Origin of the sequence: Prevotella veroralis DSM 19559 = JCM 6290 (genome assembly GCF_000377625.1) — a bacterium.
Lineage (GTDB): Bacteria > Bacteroidota > Bacteroidia > Bacteroidales > Bacteroidaceae > Prevotella > Prevotella veroralis.
Genome location: NZ_KB898326.1, coordinates 17,424 through 36,587 on the forward strand (window position 1 = coordinate 17,424; position 19,164 = coordinate 36,587).

Here is a 19,164-nt window from a genome sequence, read left to right on the forward strand (position 1 = left end):
AGATGGGTAAAGTTCAATTAATACATGTTGGTGTTTCTCAGATTGTAGGAGGTTCAGAGTTTGGGCTTTTAGTTCTTTCTGATATGTCGGAGACTCGGCAAATAGCTATCGTCTGTGATGAACACATGGAGTATGAATTTGGACTTAGAACAGATAAAAAGGTAAATACGGAGCGATTATTACCTGAAGTGCTTTGCAGTATCAACCCATCTATGACAAGTGAGCATTATGAGATTCTCTTTAATTCAGTTGTGAATGGGCAATATAAAGCCTTACTTGTAAATAAGGATGACTTGAGTCTTACCCCTATGCGTGCTTCTGATGCTATCCTTTTAGCTCATATTGCTAAATTGAATATCTTTATGGAAGAGAACTTATTTAAACGTCAAAGCGTTGTTTGTGGTTCTACTAAGAATAAATTGGCTGTACCTATTAATACTTTGACTTTGGATATGCTGCAAAAAGCATTGGACAAAGCAATCGAAGATGAAAATTATGAGTTGGCTTCTTTATTGAGGGATGAACTAAAGCATAGAAAGACAGAAACAGAATGACAAGCATTGCCCCTTGTTATGAGGGAAATATATAGATAATGAAAGAAGTTAGATATTTCTTTGTACCTAATGCTAATGTAGAGAAAGAACTTCCAACAGAGGAAGCTATTCATGCTTTGCGTGTTCTTCGATTGAAAGAAGGGGATGAAATCTTTCTGATGGATGGTGAAGGATCTTTCTATCAAGCAGAAGTTTCATTGGCTACATCGAAAAAGTGTTTCTATACTATCAAGCAAGTATTAAAGCAGGAACCTGCTTGGTGTGGGAAAATACATTTGGCTATTGCTCCAACTAAGGATATGGGGCGTATGGAGTGGATGGTAGAGAAAGCTACAGAAATAGGTTTTGATGAGATTACCTTCTTAAATTGCAAGTTCTCTGAACGTAAGGTCTTGCGTACTGATCGTATCGAAAAGATTGTTATATCAGCTGTTAAACAGAGTCATAAGGCTTGGAAACCTGTTGTAAATGATATGACTTCATTCTGTAAGTTTATAGATAATCATAAATGCAATGGGCAGAAATATATTTGTCATTGCTACTCTGAAATAGATAGAGATGATTTCTTCACTTTGATTGATACCTTCGCTCATAATGCTCAAGACATTAAGCCTTCTATTGGAAATGATATAACCGTATTAGTTGGTCCTGAAGGTGATTTCTCTATTGATGAGGTTCGCTATGCTATTGATCATGGTTTCAAGAGTGTTACTTTGGGTAACAGCCGGTTACGTACAGAGACAGCAGGGCTTAGTGCCGTAATGATGTCACAGCTTGCACGAAGAGTATGTACTGGAGGTATATAAGACATACGATTTTGGACAGACGTGTCCAATCAATTGGACAAACGTGTCCAAGAAGCTGGACAAACGTGTCCAATCAATTGGACAGATGTGTCCAAAAGGCTGGACAAACATGTCCAACATCGTTAATACGGAATATGATGATAGGATATACTTCTCTGTGAACAAGAGCTTAGAAACATTTTCACATTGCATCATGTAGGAGTCGAATATTTTATTTATATTTGCAACATACATTTAAATAACGTTATTATTTCATTTTAATCTCTTAGCTAATTATGCAGAAAAGATTACTCTTCTTGGTTACGTTGTTACTAGCAATGACAACTTCTGTCATGGCGCAGATAACGACATCAGGAATCAGTGGCAAGGTGACGTCTCAAGGTGAAGACGTGATTGGTGCAACCGTTACAGCTACCCACTTACCATCAGGGACTATTTACAGAGCTGTGACCAACATTGATGGTCGCTACACTATTCAGGGTATGCGTGTTGGTGGACCTTACAAGATTCAAGTGGCTTATATTGGTCAAAAGACTAAGACATTTGAAAATGTAACGCTTCGTCTTGGTGAGACGGAGGATTTCTCTTGTTCGCTTCAAGATGATTCTAAGGAACTTCAAGAAGTTGTTGTAACTGGTAATGCGGGCGTCAATGGGACGAAGACGGGAGCAGCACAGAGTATCTCGTCTAAGCAAATTGCAGACATGCCAAGTATTACTCATGGTATTGCTGATGTAGCTCGTCTTAATCCTCAGCTTACGACATCAAGTAATGGTGCCATGTCATTTGCAGGTGCTAGCAATCGTTATAATTCATTTATGATTGATGGTGCAATGAATAATGACGTGTTTGGTTTAGCTGCTGATGGTTCTAATGGTGGTCAGGCTGGAACACAACCTGTATCAATGGAAACAATTGAGCAGATTCAAGTAAACGTTGCTCCATTCGATGTTCGTCAGAGTGGTTTCACAGGTGGTTCTATCAATGCTATTACTAAGTCTGGTACTAACCAGTTCCATGGTAGTGTCTATGGTTTTGGTAACAACCAAAGTCTTATTGGTCATCATTATCCCTACTCTGATGGAACAGGTTATGCGCCCAAATATCAGAAACAGGAGCAGTATCAATGGGGTGTAACATTGGGTGGCCCTATTATCAAGAACAAGTTGTTCTTCTTTGTAAACTATGAGAATGCAAATAAGACTTATCCAAATCTTAATGGCTATCGTCAGGCAGGCTCACGTGTAAATCCAGATGAAGCTGATGATGTCCTTCAGAAGGTTAAGGATATGGCTCAACGTCAAGGTTTATCGTATGATGGTACCTTCGCAAACCCTGATATCTACACGAAGAGTAATAAATTAGGTGCAAAGATTGATTGGAATATCAATGACTTCAATAAGTTCTCTTTCCGTTGGAGTTATGTTGATGCTAAGCAGTTGAATGTTGTAAGTTCATCTTCTTCTCTTAATGATGATCATTATTACTTCCCATTTACTAGTAAGACAAACTCTTTCACAGCCGAGTTACAGAGCCGTATCTCTCCTACAATAAGTAATGAGGCACGTGTAAGCTATGTACGCGTTCGCGATAAGCGCAATGTTGCTTCTGCATTCCCAATGATCTCTTTGCAAGTAACTGGTGGATCAGTAAATATTGGTAACGAACGCTCTTCAATGGCTAACTCTCTTGACCAGGATATCTATACTGTAGAAGATAACTTGACTTGGTATAAGGGTAATCACACCTTTACTTTCGGTACTCATAATGAGTTCTATAAGTTTGCTAATCTCTTTATTCAGGATGCGTATGGTTCTTATAACTTCACCGATAAGGCGCATTTCGATAAGTATTATACAGACTTTATGGCTGGTACGATTGATCCAACTTATAACTACTTCCGTCAGTATCGTTATGGTGTAGCAAATGTTGATGTTACTGGTGACCCACGTTGGAAGACACCTTTCTCTGCTGGTCAGCTTGGCTTCTATGCACAAGATAAGTGGAATATAACTCCATCATTCCAGTTGACTTATGGCTTGCGTATGGAGATTCCTCTTTTCTTCAAGACTCCAACGGCTAATGAACCTTTCAATACTTATGCTGCACAGCATAATTGGGACGTTCGTACAAACCATAAACTTTCTAGTACTCCTTTGTGGAGTCCACGCGTTGGCTTCCGTTGGGATATTAATAAGGATCGTCAGTTTATTCTCCGTGGTGGATTAGGTATCTTCACAGGACGTATACCATACGTATGGATTAGTAACAACTTCGCAAAGACTGGTTTGCAGATGCAGACCTACTCTGTAAATACCCCTAAGGGACTGGAGCTTATTCTTAATCCTAATGGACAGGAAGCTAATGCTGCTCGATTGAGAGCTGCAGGTAGTCAGGAAGTGAATGTGTTTGAAGATAAGTTCAAGTTTGCCCAGACCCTGAAAGCTAACTTAGGTTTTGACTTCCATCTCCTTGGTATTGATTGGACAGCAGAAGCCATTTACTCAAAGACTTTGAACGATATCTATTATAAGAATCTTGCAGTTGATAAGACAGGACAAACATTTGCGCAGGTTACAGGTTACGAATGGGATAATCGTCCAATGTATGAGCGTACAACCAACGGCACTCCTTATTCTTATGTCTATGCACTCTACAACACAAGCAAGGGATACACAACGAGTCTTTCGTTAAAGGGTGAGAAGCACTTTAACTTCGGCCTCGACCTTATGGCAAGTTACACATGGACTCGTTCTATGAGTGTTAATAGCGGAACTTCATCTGTTGCTGGTAGTAACTGGATGTATAATGCAACTTATCGTGATGTTAATGATCCAGAGCTCAGTCTTAGTGCATATAACGTTCCTCATCGTCTTCAAGCAAGTGCTTATTATCATGTAAAGTATGGTGCAAGGAAGCAATGGGAATCAACAATTGGAGTGATTTATCAAGGTCGTAGTGGTTCCCCTTACGTAATCGAAGTTTATGGTGACATGAATGGCGATGGTGCAAATGGTAACGACCTGATGTGGATTCCTACAGATGCACAGATCGATCGAATGAAGTTTGCAAGTGGCGTAAAGGTTAATAATAGTAAGGATATCTACCCATTGATTACGAAGGTTCTTGGCTCTGGCTTCAATGGAACTCTCACAGAAGCACAGCAGCGTGCTTTGATGAAGCAGTGGATTGCTGATGATCCTTATATGAGTCGTCATCGCGGCGAGTATTTCAAGCGTTATGCTGATAACCTTGCTTTTGAGAATCACTTTGACGTACACCTCGCACAGAAGTATAGCTTTAAGGTTGCAGGTCAAACCAATTCTCTCGAGCTTAGCTTTGATATCATAAATGTTGGAAACCTCCTAAACAAGGATTGGGGACATACATACGGTGACGGATTCGGTCGTTACTTTAGTCCTTTCAATTATGAAGGTAATGGAGTATTCAAATTTGATGGTACACACGTTGCACGAAACTATGATACATATTATAGCCGTTGGCGTGGTCAGTTAGGCTTACGTTATACCTTCTAATAACGCATATATATAAAAAGAGCAGAGACCAAGTTTGAGTCTCTGCTTTTTTAATTATCTTTGCATCATAATTAAAACTCAAACATTATGATTATTGATTTCGATAAGATTGCTGAAGAGCATATAGAAGGTTTCAAAGGCGGGAAAGGGAAACTTGATATACGTGCGTTTGTTGATGATAAGGCTCGTATCATGTATTCAACATTGCGACCAGGTGCATGTAGTGGAAAGCATCAGCATGTTGGTACTTTTGAAGCGATGTTTGTTATTAGTGGTGAGTTGACTATACACTATGATGATTGTACGGAGGTTGCAAGGGTGGGGCAGTTACATTATTGTCCAGAGGGGCACTTCCATTGGTTTGAGAATTGTACAGACCATGATGTCGTATATCTTGCTATTGTACCAACATTGGGATAGTAATTGCCAGTAGGGTATATACAGAATTAGCGGTAGACATTACTGTCTGCCGCTAATTGTGTATTATTTCCAATGGTTTATTCTATCCTTATTATCTTTCCATTACACCTTCTATATAAAGACGAGTCATTTCATTTTTACCATTCGTGCGTACAGTAATGCTTTTCTTAAAGTGCCCTGCGAACTTTCCCGTACCATTATAGGTTACCTCAATGCTACCTTTCTGACCAGGAGCAATGGGACGTTTATCGTAACGTGGGATGGTGCAACCACAACTAGCAATTACTTGATTGATTACCAATGGAGCATTACCAACGTTTGTAAAAGTGAATGTAGTCTTGTGTACTGGATCATTCTCACTGAATGTACCAAAGTCGTAACTTACCTTATCGAATTTAATTTCTGCTTGATTCTGTGCAACTGCGAAAGTTACTCCCATAACAAGTAGCAGTGTTATTAATAAGAACTTTTTCATATCGTATAACTTTTTAGTTGTTTCGTATTATTATGATGCAAAAGTAATCAGAAAGTTTATAGTTACCATGGTGTTTTACAATAATTAAGGCGGAATTATTAAATATTAGTCATCAAATTAGCATTAGAACTGAAAGTTTTGTTTGCATTCTTATATTTTTATAAGGTAACTCCTGTTTCTCATTTAAAGTTAGTATCTTTGCATAACTTTATAGTTCAGAGGATAAATATAATCAACATAATCAATTATGTATAGAACGAATACTTGTGGAGAGCTGCGCCTTTCGGATGCAGGTAAGGAAGTAACCCTAGCTGGCTGGGTACAGCGCTCGCGTAAAATGGGAGGTATGACCTTTATTGACCTCCGTGATCGCTATGGTATTACTCAGTTGGTATTTAATGAAGCTGATGATGCTAGTCTGTGTGGTGAAGCCAACAAGTTGGGACGTGAATATTGTATTCAAGTAAAAGGTATTGTTAGCGAGCGACAGAGTAAGAATAACAAGATTCCTACAGGTGATATTGAGATAATAGCAAAGGAACTGAATGTTCTTAGTCCTTCTTTGACGCCTCCTTTCACCATTGAGGATAATACTGATGGCGGTGATGATTTGCGAATGAAGTATCGTTATCTTGATCTTCGTCGTGAAGCTGTACGTAAGAATCTTGAGTTACGTCATAGAATGACAATCCTTATCCGCAATTTCCTAGATTCACAGAAGTTTATGGAAGTGGAGACTCCTATCCTTATTGGTTCTACGCCAGAGGGTGCTCGTGACTTCGTTGTACCATCACGTATGAATCCCGGACAATTCTATGCTTTACCACAGAGTCCACAAACTTTGAAGCAATTATTGATGGTAGCAGGTTTCGATCGTTACTTCCAAATTGCAAAGTGTTTCCGTGATGAGGACTTGCGTGCCGATCGTCAGCCAGAGTTTACTCAGATTGATTGTGAGATGTCATTTGTAGATCAAGATGATGTTATCAATCTGTTTGAGGAAATGGCTCGTCATCTCTTCCGTGAGATTCGTGGTGTTGAACTTCCTAAGTTAGAACAGATGACATGGCATGAGGCTATGAAGCGTTTTGGTTCTGATAAACCAGACTTGCGCTTTGGTATGGAGTTCGTTGAATTGATAGATGAGTTGAAGGGTACTGGTTCATTCTCTGTATTCGATGAAGCTAATTATATTGGCGGTATTGTCGTTCCTGGATGTGCTGATTACAGCCGTAAACAGCTCAATGAACTTACAGATTTCGTTAAGCGTCCACAGGTTGGAGCACATGGTCTTGTATTTATCAAGTATAACACAGATGGAACAGTTAAGAGTTCTATTGATAAGTTCTACCCCCCCGAGCAATTACAGAAAGTAAAGGAAACAACGGGTGCCAAAGATGGTGATCTTGTTTTGATATTATCAGGTGATAATGCAAATAAGACACGTGTTCAGCTCTGTTCTCTACGTCTTGAGATGGGTGATCGTTTAGGTCTTCGTGATAAGAATGTATTTAAGTGTCTTTGGATTGTTGATTTCCCATTGTTTGAGTGGAGCGATGAAGAGCAACGACTTATGGCAACCCACCACCCATTTACAATGCCTAATCCTGATGATATTCCATTGCTGGACGAGCATCCAGAGCAAGTACGTGCTAAGGCTTACGACTTTGTTTGCAATGGAATTGAAGTTGGTGGTGGTTCACTCCGTATTCATGATACCCAATTACAAGAGAAGATGTTTGAGGTGCTTGGCTTTACCCCAGAACGTGCAGAAGCACAATTTGGTTTCTTGATGAATGCCTTTAAGTATGGAGCACCACCTCATGCAGGTCTTGCTTTCGGTCTTGATCGTTTCGTAAGTATCCTTGCTGGTCTTGATTCTATTCGTGATTGCATAGCATTCCCTAAGAACAATAGTGGGCGTGACGTAATGTTAGATGCACCGTCTATTATTGATCAGAAGCAATTAGATGAATTGGAACTGAAACTTGATGTCAAAGAATAGCTTAATCATTGATTTAAGTCAATAAAATAGCAATAAATGAAGTGATGTTCTCTAAGCCAACTTAGTTTATGTAAAAAGTATTTGATACTTCAAGAAATTTGATGTATTTTTGTAGGCAAATACTAATAAATTGTGATTTGGTCAATTTAATTGAGACTTTAATTTTATAAGATTATGACTGAAAAGAAAGAAGTTAAGGCTGCAACTAAGGCAGTAAAGAAAGCCACTACCAAGAAGTCTGCTACAAAGGCAACAGCCACTGTAGTTTCTATCAACGAGGTAAATGTTGGTTACAGAGCAGGTGATGTTTATAACACTCTTGCAGCAGAGGCAAAAGCTTTAAGCGTAGCAGAGATTGCAAAGGCAGCTAAGATCTCAACTGAAGAAGTTTATTTGGGAATTGGTTGGCTTTTAAAAGAAGGAAAAGTTAAGGATGAAGGGAATAAGGTTACACTAGCCTAATCCGACATATTAACAATAGAATAGAAAGGGAGCCGTATGAAAGTGTATTGACTCCCTTTTTTATATGCAATACGATAAAGAGATAATCCGAGTGCTTGTAGAAGCTGGTGACGAGGGACTTTCTGTTTGGAAAATCTCTCATCATGTTTATAATGCTTGTAACTCTCTATTTCATCCGATCGTACAGGAAGATGTCCGCAAGTATGTGCAAAGCTATCTTCTGAAGAATAGTAAATTACCAACTTCCTTAATCGAGAGAATCAGAAAAGGAACATACCGTCTCAATACAAGCAATAGCTTTTCACAGCAATTCATACTTCAATTTCGTGATGAGAAAGAGGATAATGTAGAGGAAAAGCCCCAGAAAGACCAAAGCCTTTCTCTGTTTTAAATGTTTTATATTGCTATACTTTGCGACAATAGTGTTTTTACATTTGAATAGATGCCTCCCTCGACTTGAGTAAAGCCTCCCCTTGATAGTAGATAAGCCCTCCCTCCATTTAAGGAATATTCTACCATCATCTACCAGATAAACAAGAAAAAGCCTTGATAAAGCTGGGCATTAAGTTTTTTATTTGTATATTTGCAATTATATTAATTTAAGCTGCAATCTATGGCACAATCAAATAATCATTTAGTTATTATGGCTGGCGGAGTTGGTAGTCGATTCTGGCCAATGAGTACAACGGAACATCCAAAACAGTTTATTGATGTATTGGGCGTAGGACGAACTCTATTACAATTGACTTATGATCGCTTTTCGGGTGTTGTCCCTTCTGATAATGTTTGGGTAGTAACCAATCAGAAGTATGTGGATTTAGTCCATGAACAATTGCCTGAAATGCCATTGAATCATATCCTAAGTGAGCCTTGTCGCCGTAACACAGCTCCCTGCATTGCGTATGTTAGTTGGCGTATTAAGAAGGAAAATCCCAAGGCAAACATCGTTGTTTCTCCAAGTGATCATGTTGTTATGGACAACACCGAGTTCCGAAGAGTGGTAACAAACTGTATGAAATTTACCGCGGAAACGGATGCTATAGTGACATTAGGAATGAAACCGACGCGCCCAGAAACTGGATATGGCTATATTCAGGCAGATCTTTCAACGGCTTCTGCACGTAATAAGGAGATATATCGTGTTGATCATTTCCGTGAGAAACCCGATTTAGAGACGGCAGAACGCTATATTCGGCAGAATAATTTCTTCTGGAATGCAGGTATTTTTATTTGGAGTGCATCTACAATCGTAAATGCTTTCCGCATCTATCAACCCAGCGTTGCGCGTATTTTTGAGCAGATAATGAATGTTCTTGGAACATCCGAGGAGCAACGAGTTATTGATGAGGTATATCCTGAATGCGAAAATATCTCTGTTGACTATGCAATTATGGAACGAGCAGAGGAGATTTTCGTCTGTCCTGCATCTTTTGGCTGGAGCGATCTTGGCACATGGGGCTCACTGATGGCACAAAGCCAGCGAGATTTATATGGAAATGCAATTATAGGTAATGAAATTCATCTCTTCGATAGTCGTAATTGTATTGTCCATACCACCGAAGAATGCAAGGTCGTTATTCAAGGCTTGGATGGTTATATCGTTGCGGAACAAGGGGGGAAATTGCTTATTTGTAAGCTCTCTGAAGAACAAAGGTTGAAGCAATTTACGGGAGAAGGGTAATCTCATTCCCCCTTTTGATAGCCATTGATTGTTTATATCCACATATTATCTTCACGTAATGTGTGGATATATTAGTATTTCAAAGTTCCTATGATGTTTCTTTCTAAGATAATATTTTCCATTTGTTGCGTTCATTTCCTCACTTCTTTCGCCCAAACGCCGAAGTTAGTAAGGATGAATCCCCAACATTATTTCCATCATAATCTGCCAAAGGGCAATTACAGTGGCTTGACTTCTTTAGGAAATGAAACTTATGCGGTGGTATCAGACAAGGCTCCTAAGAGTGGGTTCTTCGTGTTTCATATACAGATTGACCATCAGACGGGCGATATTCTGGACATAATTTCAGATGGTTTCCGCCCTTCTTCTGACGCAAATCAGGATGAAGAGGGGATTGCATTCTTTCCCAAAGACAGTACGATATTCATTTCCCGTGAGGGCGATAATGCCATTTTAGAGTATGCGATGGACGGACATCTGACGGGGAAAAGATTAAAAATCCCCGCTACTTTCAAAGATATTACCCATCAATATGGCTTTGAAGCATTGACTTATAACAAGCAAACGCACCTGTTCTGGACAACTTCTGAGAGTACTTTAAAGCAGGATGGTGTGCAAGCCAATGCTCAGAATCAGGTTAATAATCGCTTGCGGCTACAAAGTTTCGATGAAAATTTCATGCCTCAAGCGCAATTTGCTTACCTGATGGACAAACCAATCTCGCATAAGAGTGCTTCCAATTATGCGATGGGCGTACCAGCTTTGACCGCATTAGATGATGGAAAGCTATTAGTCTTAGAGCGCGAGTTCCTTGTAACATCGGGTAAATTAGGGTCGTTTGTGAGCAATAAGATCTATTGCGTCGATCCTCTTTCCGCCGATTCTATTCTGTCAAATGCCCCACTTCAAGCTGCTTCTCCCTATCTTCCAAAGACATTGATAGCAGAATGGAAGACCTCCTTAACGCTATTCCGACAAGATTTAGCGAACTATGAAGGGATGTGCCTCGGTCCAAAACTGTCTGACGGAAGCCAAGTCCTTATCCTTTGTGCCGATAGTCAGAATCAATATGGCGGAGTTTTGAGAGATTGGTTCCGCACGATTGTCATACGATGATAATGTATTGCATAAAAACAGAAAGCCACGGGCAAGTGCTCGTGGCTTTCGTCTTTCTGGATTGAATGGTTTTCAACCAACTTGAGGTCCTGACTCCTCATTCTCTTTCTTGTTCTCTTTTGGTTTTTTCTTGCCTTTCACCTTCTCCTGTGGAGCTACTCGGAAGAACTCAATACCCTTGAGTTGGCGGAACTCCTGTGTAGGAGTGAAGAGAATCTGCGTTCGAGAGATGCACTCCGAAGGCTTGAAATCTTCTTCTTTCAGCACAGATTTTGAGGTGAATGTGGGTCGGAACGTACCGATTGGTCCCCCGTCGACAATGTAACCTCTCGAACAAAGTTCGTTTAACACTTTGCGGAAACGATAGAATACAGCCGCAATGTCAGCTTGACCAACGGTTGAATCGTCCGCCATGCGATCACATAGTTCATCAAAAGTGATGTGATGTTTCTGACAAACAGGGTGAGCAATGAAGACATCTTTGCCTTTTAATTTACCCATGTTGACCGTTCTCTTGGTTAGTGAAAAATCCATAAGCTAAATGGTTTTTAAATGTGTTTTAAATAAATTAGAGTGGGGTATCTGCACACTTCACAGTACTTACACTCAGATTGTATGGCGCAAATATAATGAAAATATTTTATTAAAACAATAAATCGAAGCTATTTTTTTGATTGTTTTTATATCCTTATTTTCAATAAGCAATCTGACTTTTGTAAATATTGTATATTGCTTTCTAAAAAATCGTACCTCCGTTTTAGTAAAAACGTACCTCCGTTTTGATGAAAACGTACCTCCGTTTTTGGTAAAATGTACCTCCGTTTTTTTCGGATTTATTATTGGTTTTGTATCGCTCTGATAATCAATGATTTACGAAGGTGCGTAAAAGGGGCTAAAAACGGGTGATTTTCATGTGCAGAATGACAAAAAAAGAGAGTAGGAATTAAGCCTGCTATTCGCTAATAAGCCTAATTCCTACTCGGATATTGTTAGGTAAAATTAGTTTACTTTTTCCTCAATTCCTCCAAACTTGCTTTGAGAGCTGCAATCTTTTCTTCGGAATCGCTTTGCTTTTTGCGCTCACGTTCGATGACTGCCGCAGGGGCATGAGAAACAAAATTCTCGTTAGATAGTTTCTTCTTGATGCCAGCGAGGAAGCCTTCCAGATGGTTGAGTTCTTTCTCTTGCTTTTCGATTTCGGCTGCAACATCAATCAAATCGCCAACAGGTACGGCAAAACTGTCCGTTCCGACCATGAAGCCTGATGCGTCGCTGGGCTTCTCTGCCACCACTTCGATTGTCTTTAAGTTCGCCATCTTATGGATTACGCTGTTGTATGCCTCGTAGTTATTTTGCCCAATGGCATTGAGTTCGAGTTCAACCTTAGGTGCGATATTCTTCTGATTGCGCACCGTTCTGACACCACCGACGATTGCTTTCACCTGTTCTATGTCTTCGATTAACCGCTCTTCGTCCTTGGTTGGAGCTGGAAGTTTCAGTTCATCGCGCATAATGCTCTCGCTGTCTTTGCGGTCATAGATGTGCTGCCATAGCTCTTCGGTGATGAAAGGCATGAAGGGGTGGAGCATCTTTAATAAAGAATTGAAGAAACGGAGCGTTGCCTCGTAGGTCACTTTGTCGATAGGCTTGCCATATTCTGGCTTAATCATCTCAAGATACCAGCTTGAAAACTCGTCCCAGAAGAGGCGATAGACCGTCATCAATGCCTCGGAAATACGATAGCTCTTGAATTGTTCGTCCATCTCTTTGTTTACAGCTTTCAGTTTGGCATCGAACCATTCAACGGCGATTCGGCTTGCTTGTGGCTGTTCAATATCGGCAGTTTGCCAACCTTGTACGAGGCGGAAGGCATTCCAAATCTTGTTATTGAAGTTACGTCCTTGCTCACAGAGCGTCTCATCGAAGAGAATATCATTGCCGGCTGGGGCTGAAAGCATCATACCCATACGGACGCCATCGGCACCATATTTCTCAATAAGCATAATCGGGTCAGGCGAATTGCCAAGACTTTTGCTCATCTTCCGCCCGAGCTTATCGCGCACAATACCCGTGAAATAAACATGCTTGAATGGGAATTTACCACGATATTCATAGCCTGCCATGATCATTCGTGCCACCCAGAAGAAGATAATGTCTGGACCCGTCACGAGATCGCTCGTAGGGTAGTAGTAGTTTATTTCCTCATTATCGGGGTTGTTAATGCCATCAAACACAGAGATTGGCCATAACCAACTGGAGAACCATGTGTCCATGCAGTCGCTTTCCTGCTCTAAATCGGCTGCAGTTACGTTAGGATTCTTCTCTTTTGCGAGTTTCAATGCCTCGTCTGCGGTCTCTGCAACGACTGTTGCGTTCTTACCTTCTGCGTCCTTGAAATAGTAAGCAGGGATGCGATGACCCCACCAAAGTTGGCGACTGATACACCAGTCTTTGATGTTTTCAAGCCAGTGGCGATAGGTGTTTTTATATTTCTTTGGATAGAACTCTATCTCATCGTCCATCACTGGAGCGAGCGCAATGTCGGCAAAGTGCTGCATTTTGAGGAACCATTGTGTAGAGAGTTTCGGCTCGATGGGCACGTTGGTACGCTCGGAGAAGCCTACTTTATTGTCATAGTCTTCTACCTTTTCCATCAAATCAGCCGCCTCTAAGTCCTTAGATATCTGCTTGCGCACGTCCATTCTATCTTGACCTACATACAAACCAGCCGCCTCTGAGATGGTTCCGTTATCATTGAAGATGTCGATTGTCTCTAATCCATGCTTCAAACCGAGCGCATGGTCATTGACATCGTGTGCAGGAGTAACCTTCAAACAACCTGTTCCGAACTGAATATCTACGTATGAATCCTCAATAACCGGGATTACGCGGTTAACCAATGGTACGATGACATGCAAACCTTTAAGCCATGTGTTCTTCACATCTTCTGGATTAATGCACATAGCCGAATCGCCCATAATCGTTTCAGGGCGGGTTGTTGCAACCACAGCGTAGTAACCTTTCTCATCTTTGTGCATTACATTGCCCTCGTCTTTGCGCTCCACTTTAGCCTGATCGTCGGCAGCAACATAATATTTAAGGTGATAAAGTTTAGAGTGTTCATCCTTATAAATCACCTCCTCGTCCGATAGAGCAGTCTGTGCCTGTGGATCCCAATTGACCATTCGTACGCCACGATAGATATAACCTTTATTATATAAGTCGCAGAATACCTTAATAACACTCTTACTTCTGGTGTCGTCCATGGTGAAAGCAGTACGATCCCAATCGCAAGAGCAGCCCAAACGGCGCAACTGTTTCAAGATAATACCGCCATGCTCATGCGTCCAATCCCACGCATGCTCAAGGAATTGTTCACGGGTGAGGTCGGTCTTTTTGATACCTTCTTGCGCCAATTTGTTTACAACCTTTGCTTCGGTGGCAATACTTGCATGGTCAGTACCAGGAACCCAGCAAGCATTCTTACCCTCCATGCGCGCACGTCTTACAAGAATGTCCTGAATAGTGTTGTTGAGCATGTGTCCCATGTGGAGTACACCAGTAACATTTGGTGGCGGAATCACCACAGTATAAGGCTCACGCCCATCAGGTTTAGAACTAAATAGCTTATTGTCCAGCCAATACTGGTACCATTTTGATTCCACAACCTGTGGATCATACTTGCTTGCTAATTCCATTGTTTCGTATATTTTTTTATTCTTTATTATCATAAAATGCGGTGCAAAAGTACAAAAAATCCGCTTAAATAGTGTATCTTTGCAGCGATAATAGTACAGGTCAGCAAGTACTTTAACGTTTATCTTTAACTTTAAACATCAAGACATTGCATACAAAAGAAGAAAAATTAAAAGCCTTTGCACGTTTGTTGGATGTCCAGGAACGTCTTCGCAAGGAGTGCCCTTGGGATAGAAAACAAACCAATGAGAGTCTTCGTCCTAATACTATTGAAGAAACTTTCGAGTTAGCTGATGCACTTCTCAAGAACGATTCAAAGAATATCTGTAAGGAATTGGGCGATGTTATGGAGCACGTTGTGTTCTATTCAATGCTCGGTCAGGAGAAAGAAGAGTTTGATGTTGCTGATGTTTGCAATGCGCAATCAGATAAATTGATGTTCAGACATGATTTTATTGACTGGACAGGATGGGATGTTTCTCGCTCGGATATGGCTGTAAATGCTAATGGGCAGGTGGTTTACAAAGATGAATTGAAACAGCAATCAAGCGATAATCAGCAAGCAGCGCCTAATACAGCAACGCAAGTTGAATCTACTTGGGAACAGCGAAAACAGCGCGAAAGAGATGGAAATAAGTCTGTTCTCTCTGGTGTTCCAGAATCATTGCCAAGTCTTATAAAGGCTTATCGCATACAAGACAAGGCTCGTAATGTGGGTTTTGATTGGGAAGAAAAAGAGCAGGTATGGGACAAAGTCTATGAAGAGTTAGGCGAATTGAGGGCAGAACTGCAGAAAGAAGATAAAGAACGTTCAACCGAAGAGTTTGGCGACTTTATGTTCTCGCTTATCAATGCAGCCCGTCTCTATCATATTAACCCCGATAATGCACTCGAACATACGAATCAGAAGTTTATAAAACGATTTGATTACATCGAAAAGAAAGCGCGTGAGAAAGGTGTCTCTATAAAGGATTTGACGCTCGCGGAGATGGATCAATATTGGGAAGAAGCAAAGAAACTATAAGAACTAAAGATATTAAGCACATGAAAAGGAGTTTTTATTTAGTTATTTCATTGATTATCCTTGCTGCTGTTTACGCTTGTAAGGATAATAAGGCAAAGTCATCATTGGCTCAAGCAAGTAATAGTACCGATTCTTTGACGGTGGGCGATAGTACTGTTTATGGTACTATGGTTGATGGAGGTATGAATTCTTTAATCTTACTTACGGATAAAGGTGACACGGTTGAGTTCTTAGTAAATCCAGATGACACTGTCGATGTTGTGAAAGGTGGAAAGATTCACGGCGATCGCTTTGCTGTGATTGGGTATAAGGAATATGGTGATAACTTCATGCGTTCAGCCATTAACTTAACTTCTCTATTAGGAAATTGGGCAAGTCTTGATCGCAACTTCGAGATTAAAGAGGGCGGGACGGTTAGTTCCAGTCTTCAATCAGAGAAGAATCCTTGGACTTCATGGAAGATTTGGAATGGTAAGTTGATATTATCAAAAGATACCTTTGATGTTGATAACCTCGGTGCTGACTCACTATCATTAGAAAATCACAATGGTATTTTTGTCTTTACAAGAGGAAAGTAAGATTTAGCTGATAAAACATTATAATGCTCGTGTCGTGTAATAGCTCTTTGAATGAGATTTAGTTAAGCGATTCGAGCATTTTCATATTCGTTCGTATTGCTGTATGGAACCATTTACTATACGTATTTTAGGCTGTGGAAGTGCCTTACCTACATTGAGACATTATCCTTCTTCGCAGGTTGTTGAACTGAGAGAAAAGCAATTTATGATTGATTGTGGGGAAGGAACGCAGATACAATTACGTAGGTTGCACATCCATTTCTCTAGAATTATAGCTGTATTCATTAGTCATCTTCATGGCGATCATTGTTTTGGATTACCAGGAATGTTGTCTACATTTGGTATGACAGGGCGCACCGCACCTCTACATATCTATGCTCCTTCTTCTTTTGAGCCTATCCTTCAGCAAACACTCGACTTCTTTTGTCAGGGATTAGGGTTTGAGGTAATATTCCATAGCTTAGATACAACTCAACAGAAAGTAATTTATGAAGATCGTAGCCTGACAGTTGAAACGATTCCTTTGCAGCATAGAGTAGAATGTTGTGGATTCCTTTTTAGAGAGAAACAAACGCTCCCGCATATTCGTCGAGATATGATTGATTTCTATCATATCCCAATCAGTCAGATTAATAACATAAAGAATGGTGCCGATTGGATCACTCCAGATGGAGATATTATTCCGAACGACCGACTTACATCGCCTGCTACTCCTGCCCGTAGTTACGCTTATTGTTCCGATACGAGATATATCAAGTCACTTTCTAAGCAAGTTCAAGGGGTTAATACACTTTATCATGAAAGCACATATCTTGCGAAGGATGCCGATCGTGCTAAGCTCTATTGGCATAGTACGTCAGAACAAGCTGCGAAGGTAGCACATGATGCAAAGGTCGGTAAATTACTTTTAGGTCATTATTCCGCTCGATATAATAATGAGGAGTTACTATTAAAAGAATCTCAAGCTATCTTCCCGAATACTATCTTATCACAAGAGGGGATGGTCATTGATGTTTAAGACAAAGTTAACCTACAATTAAAACAGAGTGGCATTAAAATGACCATTGTGTAGTAACATAATCTTTAAGCAGAATGAAAGAAAGCTATAAAATATCTACTAAACCATGAAACAAGATAGGGCAGTATTATGGCTTGCCGAATAAAAAAGTCCCAGACGAATGGTCTGGGACTAAAGATTACCTGTCTCACGACAACTAATCTTCTAACCTTAATAATCTAATACCATGAAAAACACGTTGCAAAGATATGCTTAATTCATTATCACTCCAAACTTTTTTAGTTAAAGAAAGCAAATAGATTACTATTTAATGGATTATCCCTTAATACTATTCAACAAGCCTATCTTGCCTTCATTCACTAGTTTGATGATGAGCTCACCAAATAGTGTGTTCTGCCAAGCAAACCAATCCCTCGTGTACTTATAAGCATCATCTTTGTTAAAACTCTCGTGCATGAAGCCTGTACCAGCATCTGTGTTCATCAGCATCTCAATGCACTTTCGTATCTCATTATCGTCTTTTGAAGTGAAAGCACGCATCATAATGGACATAGGCCACACCATTTCATAACCGATGTGAGGCCCTCCAATACCCTCACCGACCTTCCCTCGGAAGAAATAAGGATTGTCTTCACTCCACACGAAACGGCGAGTATTCTGATAGATAGGGTCGTCTTGGCTTACATCTCCTAGGTAAGCCATGGCAAGCAAACTAGGTACATTGGCGTCATCCATTAGTAGATGATTGCCGAAACCATCCACTTCATAAGCGTAAATCTTGCCATACTTGGGGTGATCATACACCGCATACTTCTTCAATGCCTCGCTAACTTCATCAGCCAAAGCCGTACACTCCTTTGCAAGACCAGCCACTTTATTCACCTTCAATAGGATTTCAGCAGCCTTACGAAGCGATGACACCGCCATAAAGTTCGATGGAATGAGGAAGAGAAAGGTTGTTGCATCGTCCGACGGACGGAAGGCTGAGGCGATCAAACCCACTGGCTTCACTGGAGCACCCCATCCCGCATTGTTCATAGTGTCCAATGCTCGATCCGTAACACGCAAGAACTTATAGCTGCCGCGGCCTTCTTTCTTCTGTTGTTCACGGAATGTCTTGAGGATATTCTCTACTGCTTTGAGCCACTCGGAACCAAAGACACTGGTGTCACCAGTGGCTTTCCAGTATTCAAAAGCAAGTCGGATAGGGTAGCAAAGAGAGTCTATTTCATACTTCCGTTCGTGTAGTTCGGGCTTCATAGCCGTTTCGTCACTCATCCAAGGGCCTTTCGAATCAGGTACCTGATTGAAGGCATTGGCGTAAGGATCGATGTTTATGCACTTTATCTGGCGGTTGATAACACCTGCCAACATCCTTCGTAGCTTCTTATCTTTGCCTGCCAGTTGCACATAAGGCCATACTTGAGCCCCCGAATCACGCAACCACATGGCGGCAATGTCGCCTGTGTAGACGAAAGTATCAGGTGTTCCGTCAGCTTCTTCAGTGTAGTGTATGGTGGTATCAAGCGTGTTTGGGAAGCAATTCTCAAACATCCATGCCAGTCGTTTATTAGTTAGTTTACTCACAATAAGCCTTATCTCTCTCTCAACAGCATCCGATTTAAAGAGTCGGTTAGCCTCTTTAGGACGCTTAGAAACAAGCGTCACAGCATCAGTCGGGCATATAAGATGATTGATTGTAGCCTTTTCAGTATCCAAGGCATCGGCAGATTGTGTATGAAATGCCATGAGTGTGAGGCATACTGAGGCGATAAAGATTTTCTTATTCATAC

General features: G+C 40.7%; 16 protein-coding genes. 12 read left to right on the top strand and 4 right to left on the bottom strand.

Annotation, left to right across the window (positions count from 1 at the left end; all coding sequences use genetic code 11):
* The first annotated feature begins 2 nt into the window (after window positions 1-2).
* The 4 genes from D464_RS0102540 (at window position 3) to D464_RS0102555 (ending at window position 5,316) form a co-directional block, all read left to right on the top strand.
* Complete coding sequence (locus tag D464_RS0102540; RefSeq protein WP_018910005.1) at window positions 3-554, top strand: UvrB/UvrC motif-containing protein; 552 nt, start codon at window positions 3-5, stop codon at window positions 552-554.
* Window positions 555-592: 38 nt separating this feature from the next.
* A complete protein-coding gene (locus tag D464_RS0102545; protein WP_018910006.1) occupies window positions 593-1,360 on the top strand; it encodes an RsmE family RNA methyltransferase in 768 nt (255 codons plus the stop codon).
* A 275-nt stretch (window positions 1,361-1,635) separates the two neighbouring features.
* Complete coding sequence (locus D464_RS0102550; RefSeq protein WP_018910007.1) at window positions 1,636-4,896, top strand: TonB-dependent receptor; 3,261 nt, start codon at window positions 1,636-1,638, stop codon at window positions 4,894-4,896.
* 87 nt (window positions 4,897-4,983) lie between these two features.
* A complete protein-coding gene (locus tag D464_RS0102555; RefSeq protein ID WP_018910008.1) occupies window positions 4,984-5,316 on the top strand; it encodes a cupin domain-containing protein in 333 nt (110 codons plus the stop codon).
* A gap of 91 nt (window positions 5,317-5,407) precedes the next feature.
* Here D464_RS0102555 and D464_RS0102560 read toward each other — a convergent pair whose 3' ends face one another.
* Window positions 5,408-5,791, bottom strand: coding sequence for a DUF1573 domain-containing protein (locus tag D464_RS0102560; RefSeq protein WP_004382032.1), 384 nt, complete (start codon window positions 5,789-5,791; stop codon window positions 5,408-5,410).
* A 247-nt stretch (window positions 5,792-6,038) separates the two neighbouring features.
* Here D464_RS0102560 and aspS point away from each other — a divergent pair, with 247 nt between their 5' ends.
* The 5 genes from aspS (at window position 6,039) to D464_RS0102585 (ending at window position 11,055) form a co-directional block, all read left to right on the top strand.
* Window positions 6,039-7,796 carry an aspartate--tRNA ligase gene (gene aspS, locus D464_RS0102565; RefSeq protein WP_018910009.1) on the top strand — a complete coding sequence of 586 codons (1,758 nt, stop codon included), beginning with the start codon at window positions 6,039-6,041 and terminating at the stop codon, window positions 7,794-7,796.
* Between the two features lie 174 nt (window positions 7,797-7,970).
* A complete protein-coding gene (locus D464_RS0102570; protein ID WP_004382034.1) occupies window positions 7,971-8,258 on the top strand; it encodes a winged helix-turn-helix domain-containing protein in 288 nt (95 codons plus the stop codon).
* 64 nt (window positions 8,259-8,322) lie between these two features.
* Window positions 8,323-8,649: a hypothetical protein gene (locus D464_RS0102575; protein ID WP_018910010.1), complete on the top strand. Its 327-nt coding sequence runs from the start codon at window positions 8,323-8,325 to the stop codon at window positions 8,647-8,649.
* 222 nt (window positions 8,650-8,871) lie between these two features.
* Window positions 8,872-9,939, top strand: coding sequence for a mannose-1-phosphate guanylyltransferase (locus D464_RS0102580; protein WP_018910011.1), 1,068 nt, complete (start codon window positions 8,872-8,874; stop codon window positions 9,937-9,939).
* Between the two features lie 90 nt (window positions 9,940-10,029).
* Complete coding sequence (locus tag D464_RS0102585; RefSeq protein ID WP_018910012.1) at window positions 10,030-11,055, top strand: esterase-like activity of phytase family protein; 1,026 nt, start codon at window positions 10,030-10,032, stop codon at window positions 11,053-11,055.
* A 72-nt stretch (window positions 11,056-11,127) separates the two neighbouring features.
* Here the strand turns inward: D464_RS0102585 and D464_RS0102590 are convergent, their stop codons facing one another.
* Both D464_RS0102590 and D464_RS0102595 read right to left on the bottom strand, forming a co-directional pair.
* A complete protein-coding gene (locus D464_RS0102590) occupies window positions 11,128-11,589 on the bottom strand; it encodes an HU family DNA-binding protein (protein WP_004382039.1) in 462 nt (153 codons plus the stop codon).
* Window positions 11,590-12,059: 470 nt separating this feature from the next.
* On the bottom strand, window positions 12,060-14,753 hold the full coding sequence (locus tag D464_RS0102595; protein WP_018910014.1) for a valine--tRNA ligase: 2,694 nt from the start codon (window positions 14,751-14,753) through the stop codon (window positions 12,060-12,062).
* A gap of 146 nt (window positions 14,754-14,899) precedes the next feature.
* Between D464_RS0102595 and mazG the strand changes: the two genes are divergently transcribed.
* From mazG to D464_RS0102610, 3 genes are all read left to right on the top strand, one after another.
* Window positions 14,900-15,775 (top strand): nucleoside triphosphate pyrophosphohydrolase, encoded by an 876-nt coding sequence (gene mazG / locus D464_RS0102600; protein WP_018910015.1) that lies wholly within the window; start codon window positions 14,900-14,902, stop codon window positions 15,773-15,775.
* 20 nt (window positions 15,776-15,795) lie between these two features.
* Window positions 15,796-16,353, top strand: coding sequence for a lipocalin-like domain-containing protein (locus D464_RS0102605; protein ID WP_024985716.1), 558 nt, complete (start codon window positions 15,796-15,798; stop codon window positions 16,351-16,353).
* Between the two features lie 103 nt (window positions 16,354-16,456).
* Entirely contained in the window at window positions 16,457-17,371 is a 915-nt protein-coding gene (locus tag D464_RS0102610; protein ID WP_018910017.1) for a ribonuclease Z, read from the top strand.
* 315 nt (window positions 17,372-17,686) lie between these two features.
* Here the strand turns inward: D464_RS0102610 and D464_RS0102615 are convergent, their stop codons facing one another.
* Window positions 17,687-19,162, bottom strand: coding sequence for a glycoside hydrolase family 125 protein (locus tag D464_RS0102615; RefSeq protein ID WP_024985717.1), 1,476 nt, complete (start codon window positions 19,160-19,162; stop codon window positions 17,687-17,689).
* Between the last annotated feature and the right edge of the window lie 2 nt (window positions 19,163-19,164).

Coding starts and splice junctions, on each gene's coding strand:
- D464_RS0102575 (WP_018910010.1), top strand. CDS start 8,323: ATGCAATACGATAAAGAGATAATCCGAGTGCTTGTAGAAGCTGGTGAC.
- D464_RS0102560 (WP_004382032.1), bottom strand. CDS start 5,791: ATGAAAAAGTTCTTATTAATAACACTGCTACTTGTTATGGGAGTAACT.
- D464_RS0102545 (WP_018910006.1), top strand. CDS start 593: ATGAAAGAAGTTAGATATTTCTTTGTACCTAATGCTAATGTAGAGAAA.
- D464_RS0102610 (WP_018910017.1), top strand. CDS start 16,457: ATGGAACCATTTACTATACGTATTTTAGGCTGTGGAAGTGCCTTACCT.
- aspS (WP_018910009.1), top strand. CDS start 6,039: ATGTATAGAACGAATACTTGTGGAGAGCTGCGCCTTTCGGATGCAGGT.
- D464_RS0102580 (WP_018910011.1), top strand. CDS start 8,872: ATGGCACAATCAAATAATCATTTAGTTATTATGGCTGGCGGAGTTGGT.
- D464_RS0102550 (WP_018910007.1), top strand. CDS start 1,636: ATGCAGAAAAGATTACTCTTCTTGGTTACGTTGTTACTAGCAATGACA.
- D464_RS0102615 (WP_024985717.1), bottom strand. CDS start 19,162: ATGAATAAGAAAATCTTTATCGCCTCAGTATGCCTCACACTCATGGCA.
- D464_RS0102555 (WP_018910008.1), top strand. CDS start 4,984: ATGATTATTGATTTCGATAAGATTGCTGAAGAGCATATAGAAGGTTTC.
- D464_RS0102605 (WP_024985716.1), top strand. CDS start 15,796: ATGAAAAGGAGTTTTTATTTAGTTATTTCATTGATTATCCTTGCTGCT.
- D464_RS0102595 (WP_018910014.1), bottom strand. CDS start 14,753: ATGGAATTAGCAAGCAAGTATGATCCACAGGTTGTGGAATCAAAATGG.
- D464_RS0102585 (WP_018910012.1), top strand. CDS start 10,030: ATGATGTTTCTTTCTAAGATAATATTTTCCATTTGTTGCGTTCATTTC.
- D464_RS0102570 (WP_004382034.1), top strand. CDS start 7,971: ATGACTGAAAAGAAAGAAGTTAAGGCTGCAACTAAGGCAGTAAAGAAA.
- D464_RS0102590 (WP_004382039.1), bottom strand. CDS start 11,589: ATGGATTTTTCACTAACCAAGAGAACGGTCAACATGGGTAAATTAAAA.
- D464_RS0102540 (WP_018910005.1), top strand. CDS start 3: ATGGGTAAAGTTCAATTAATACATGTTGGTGTTTCTCAGATTGTAGGA.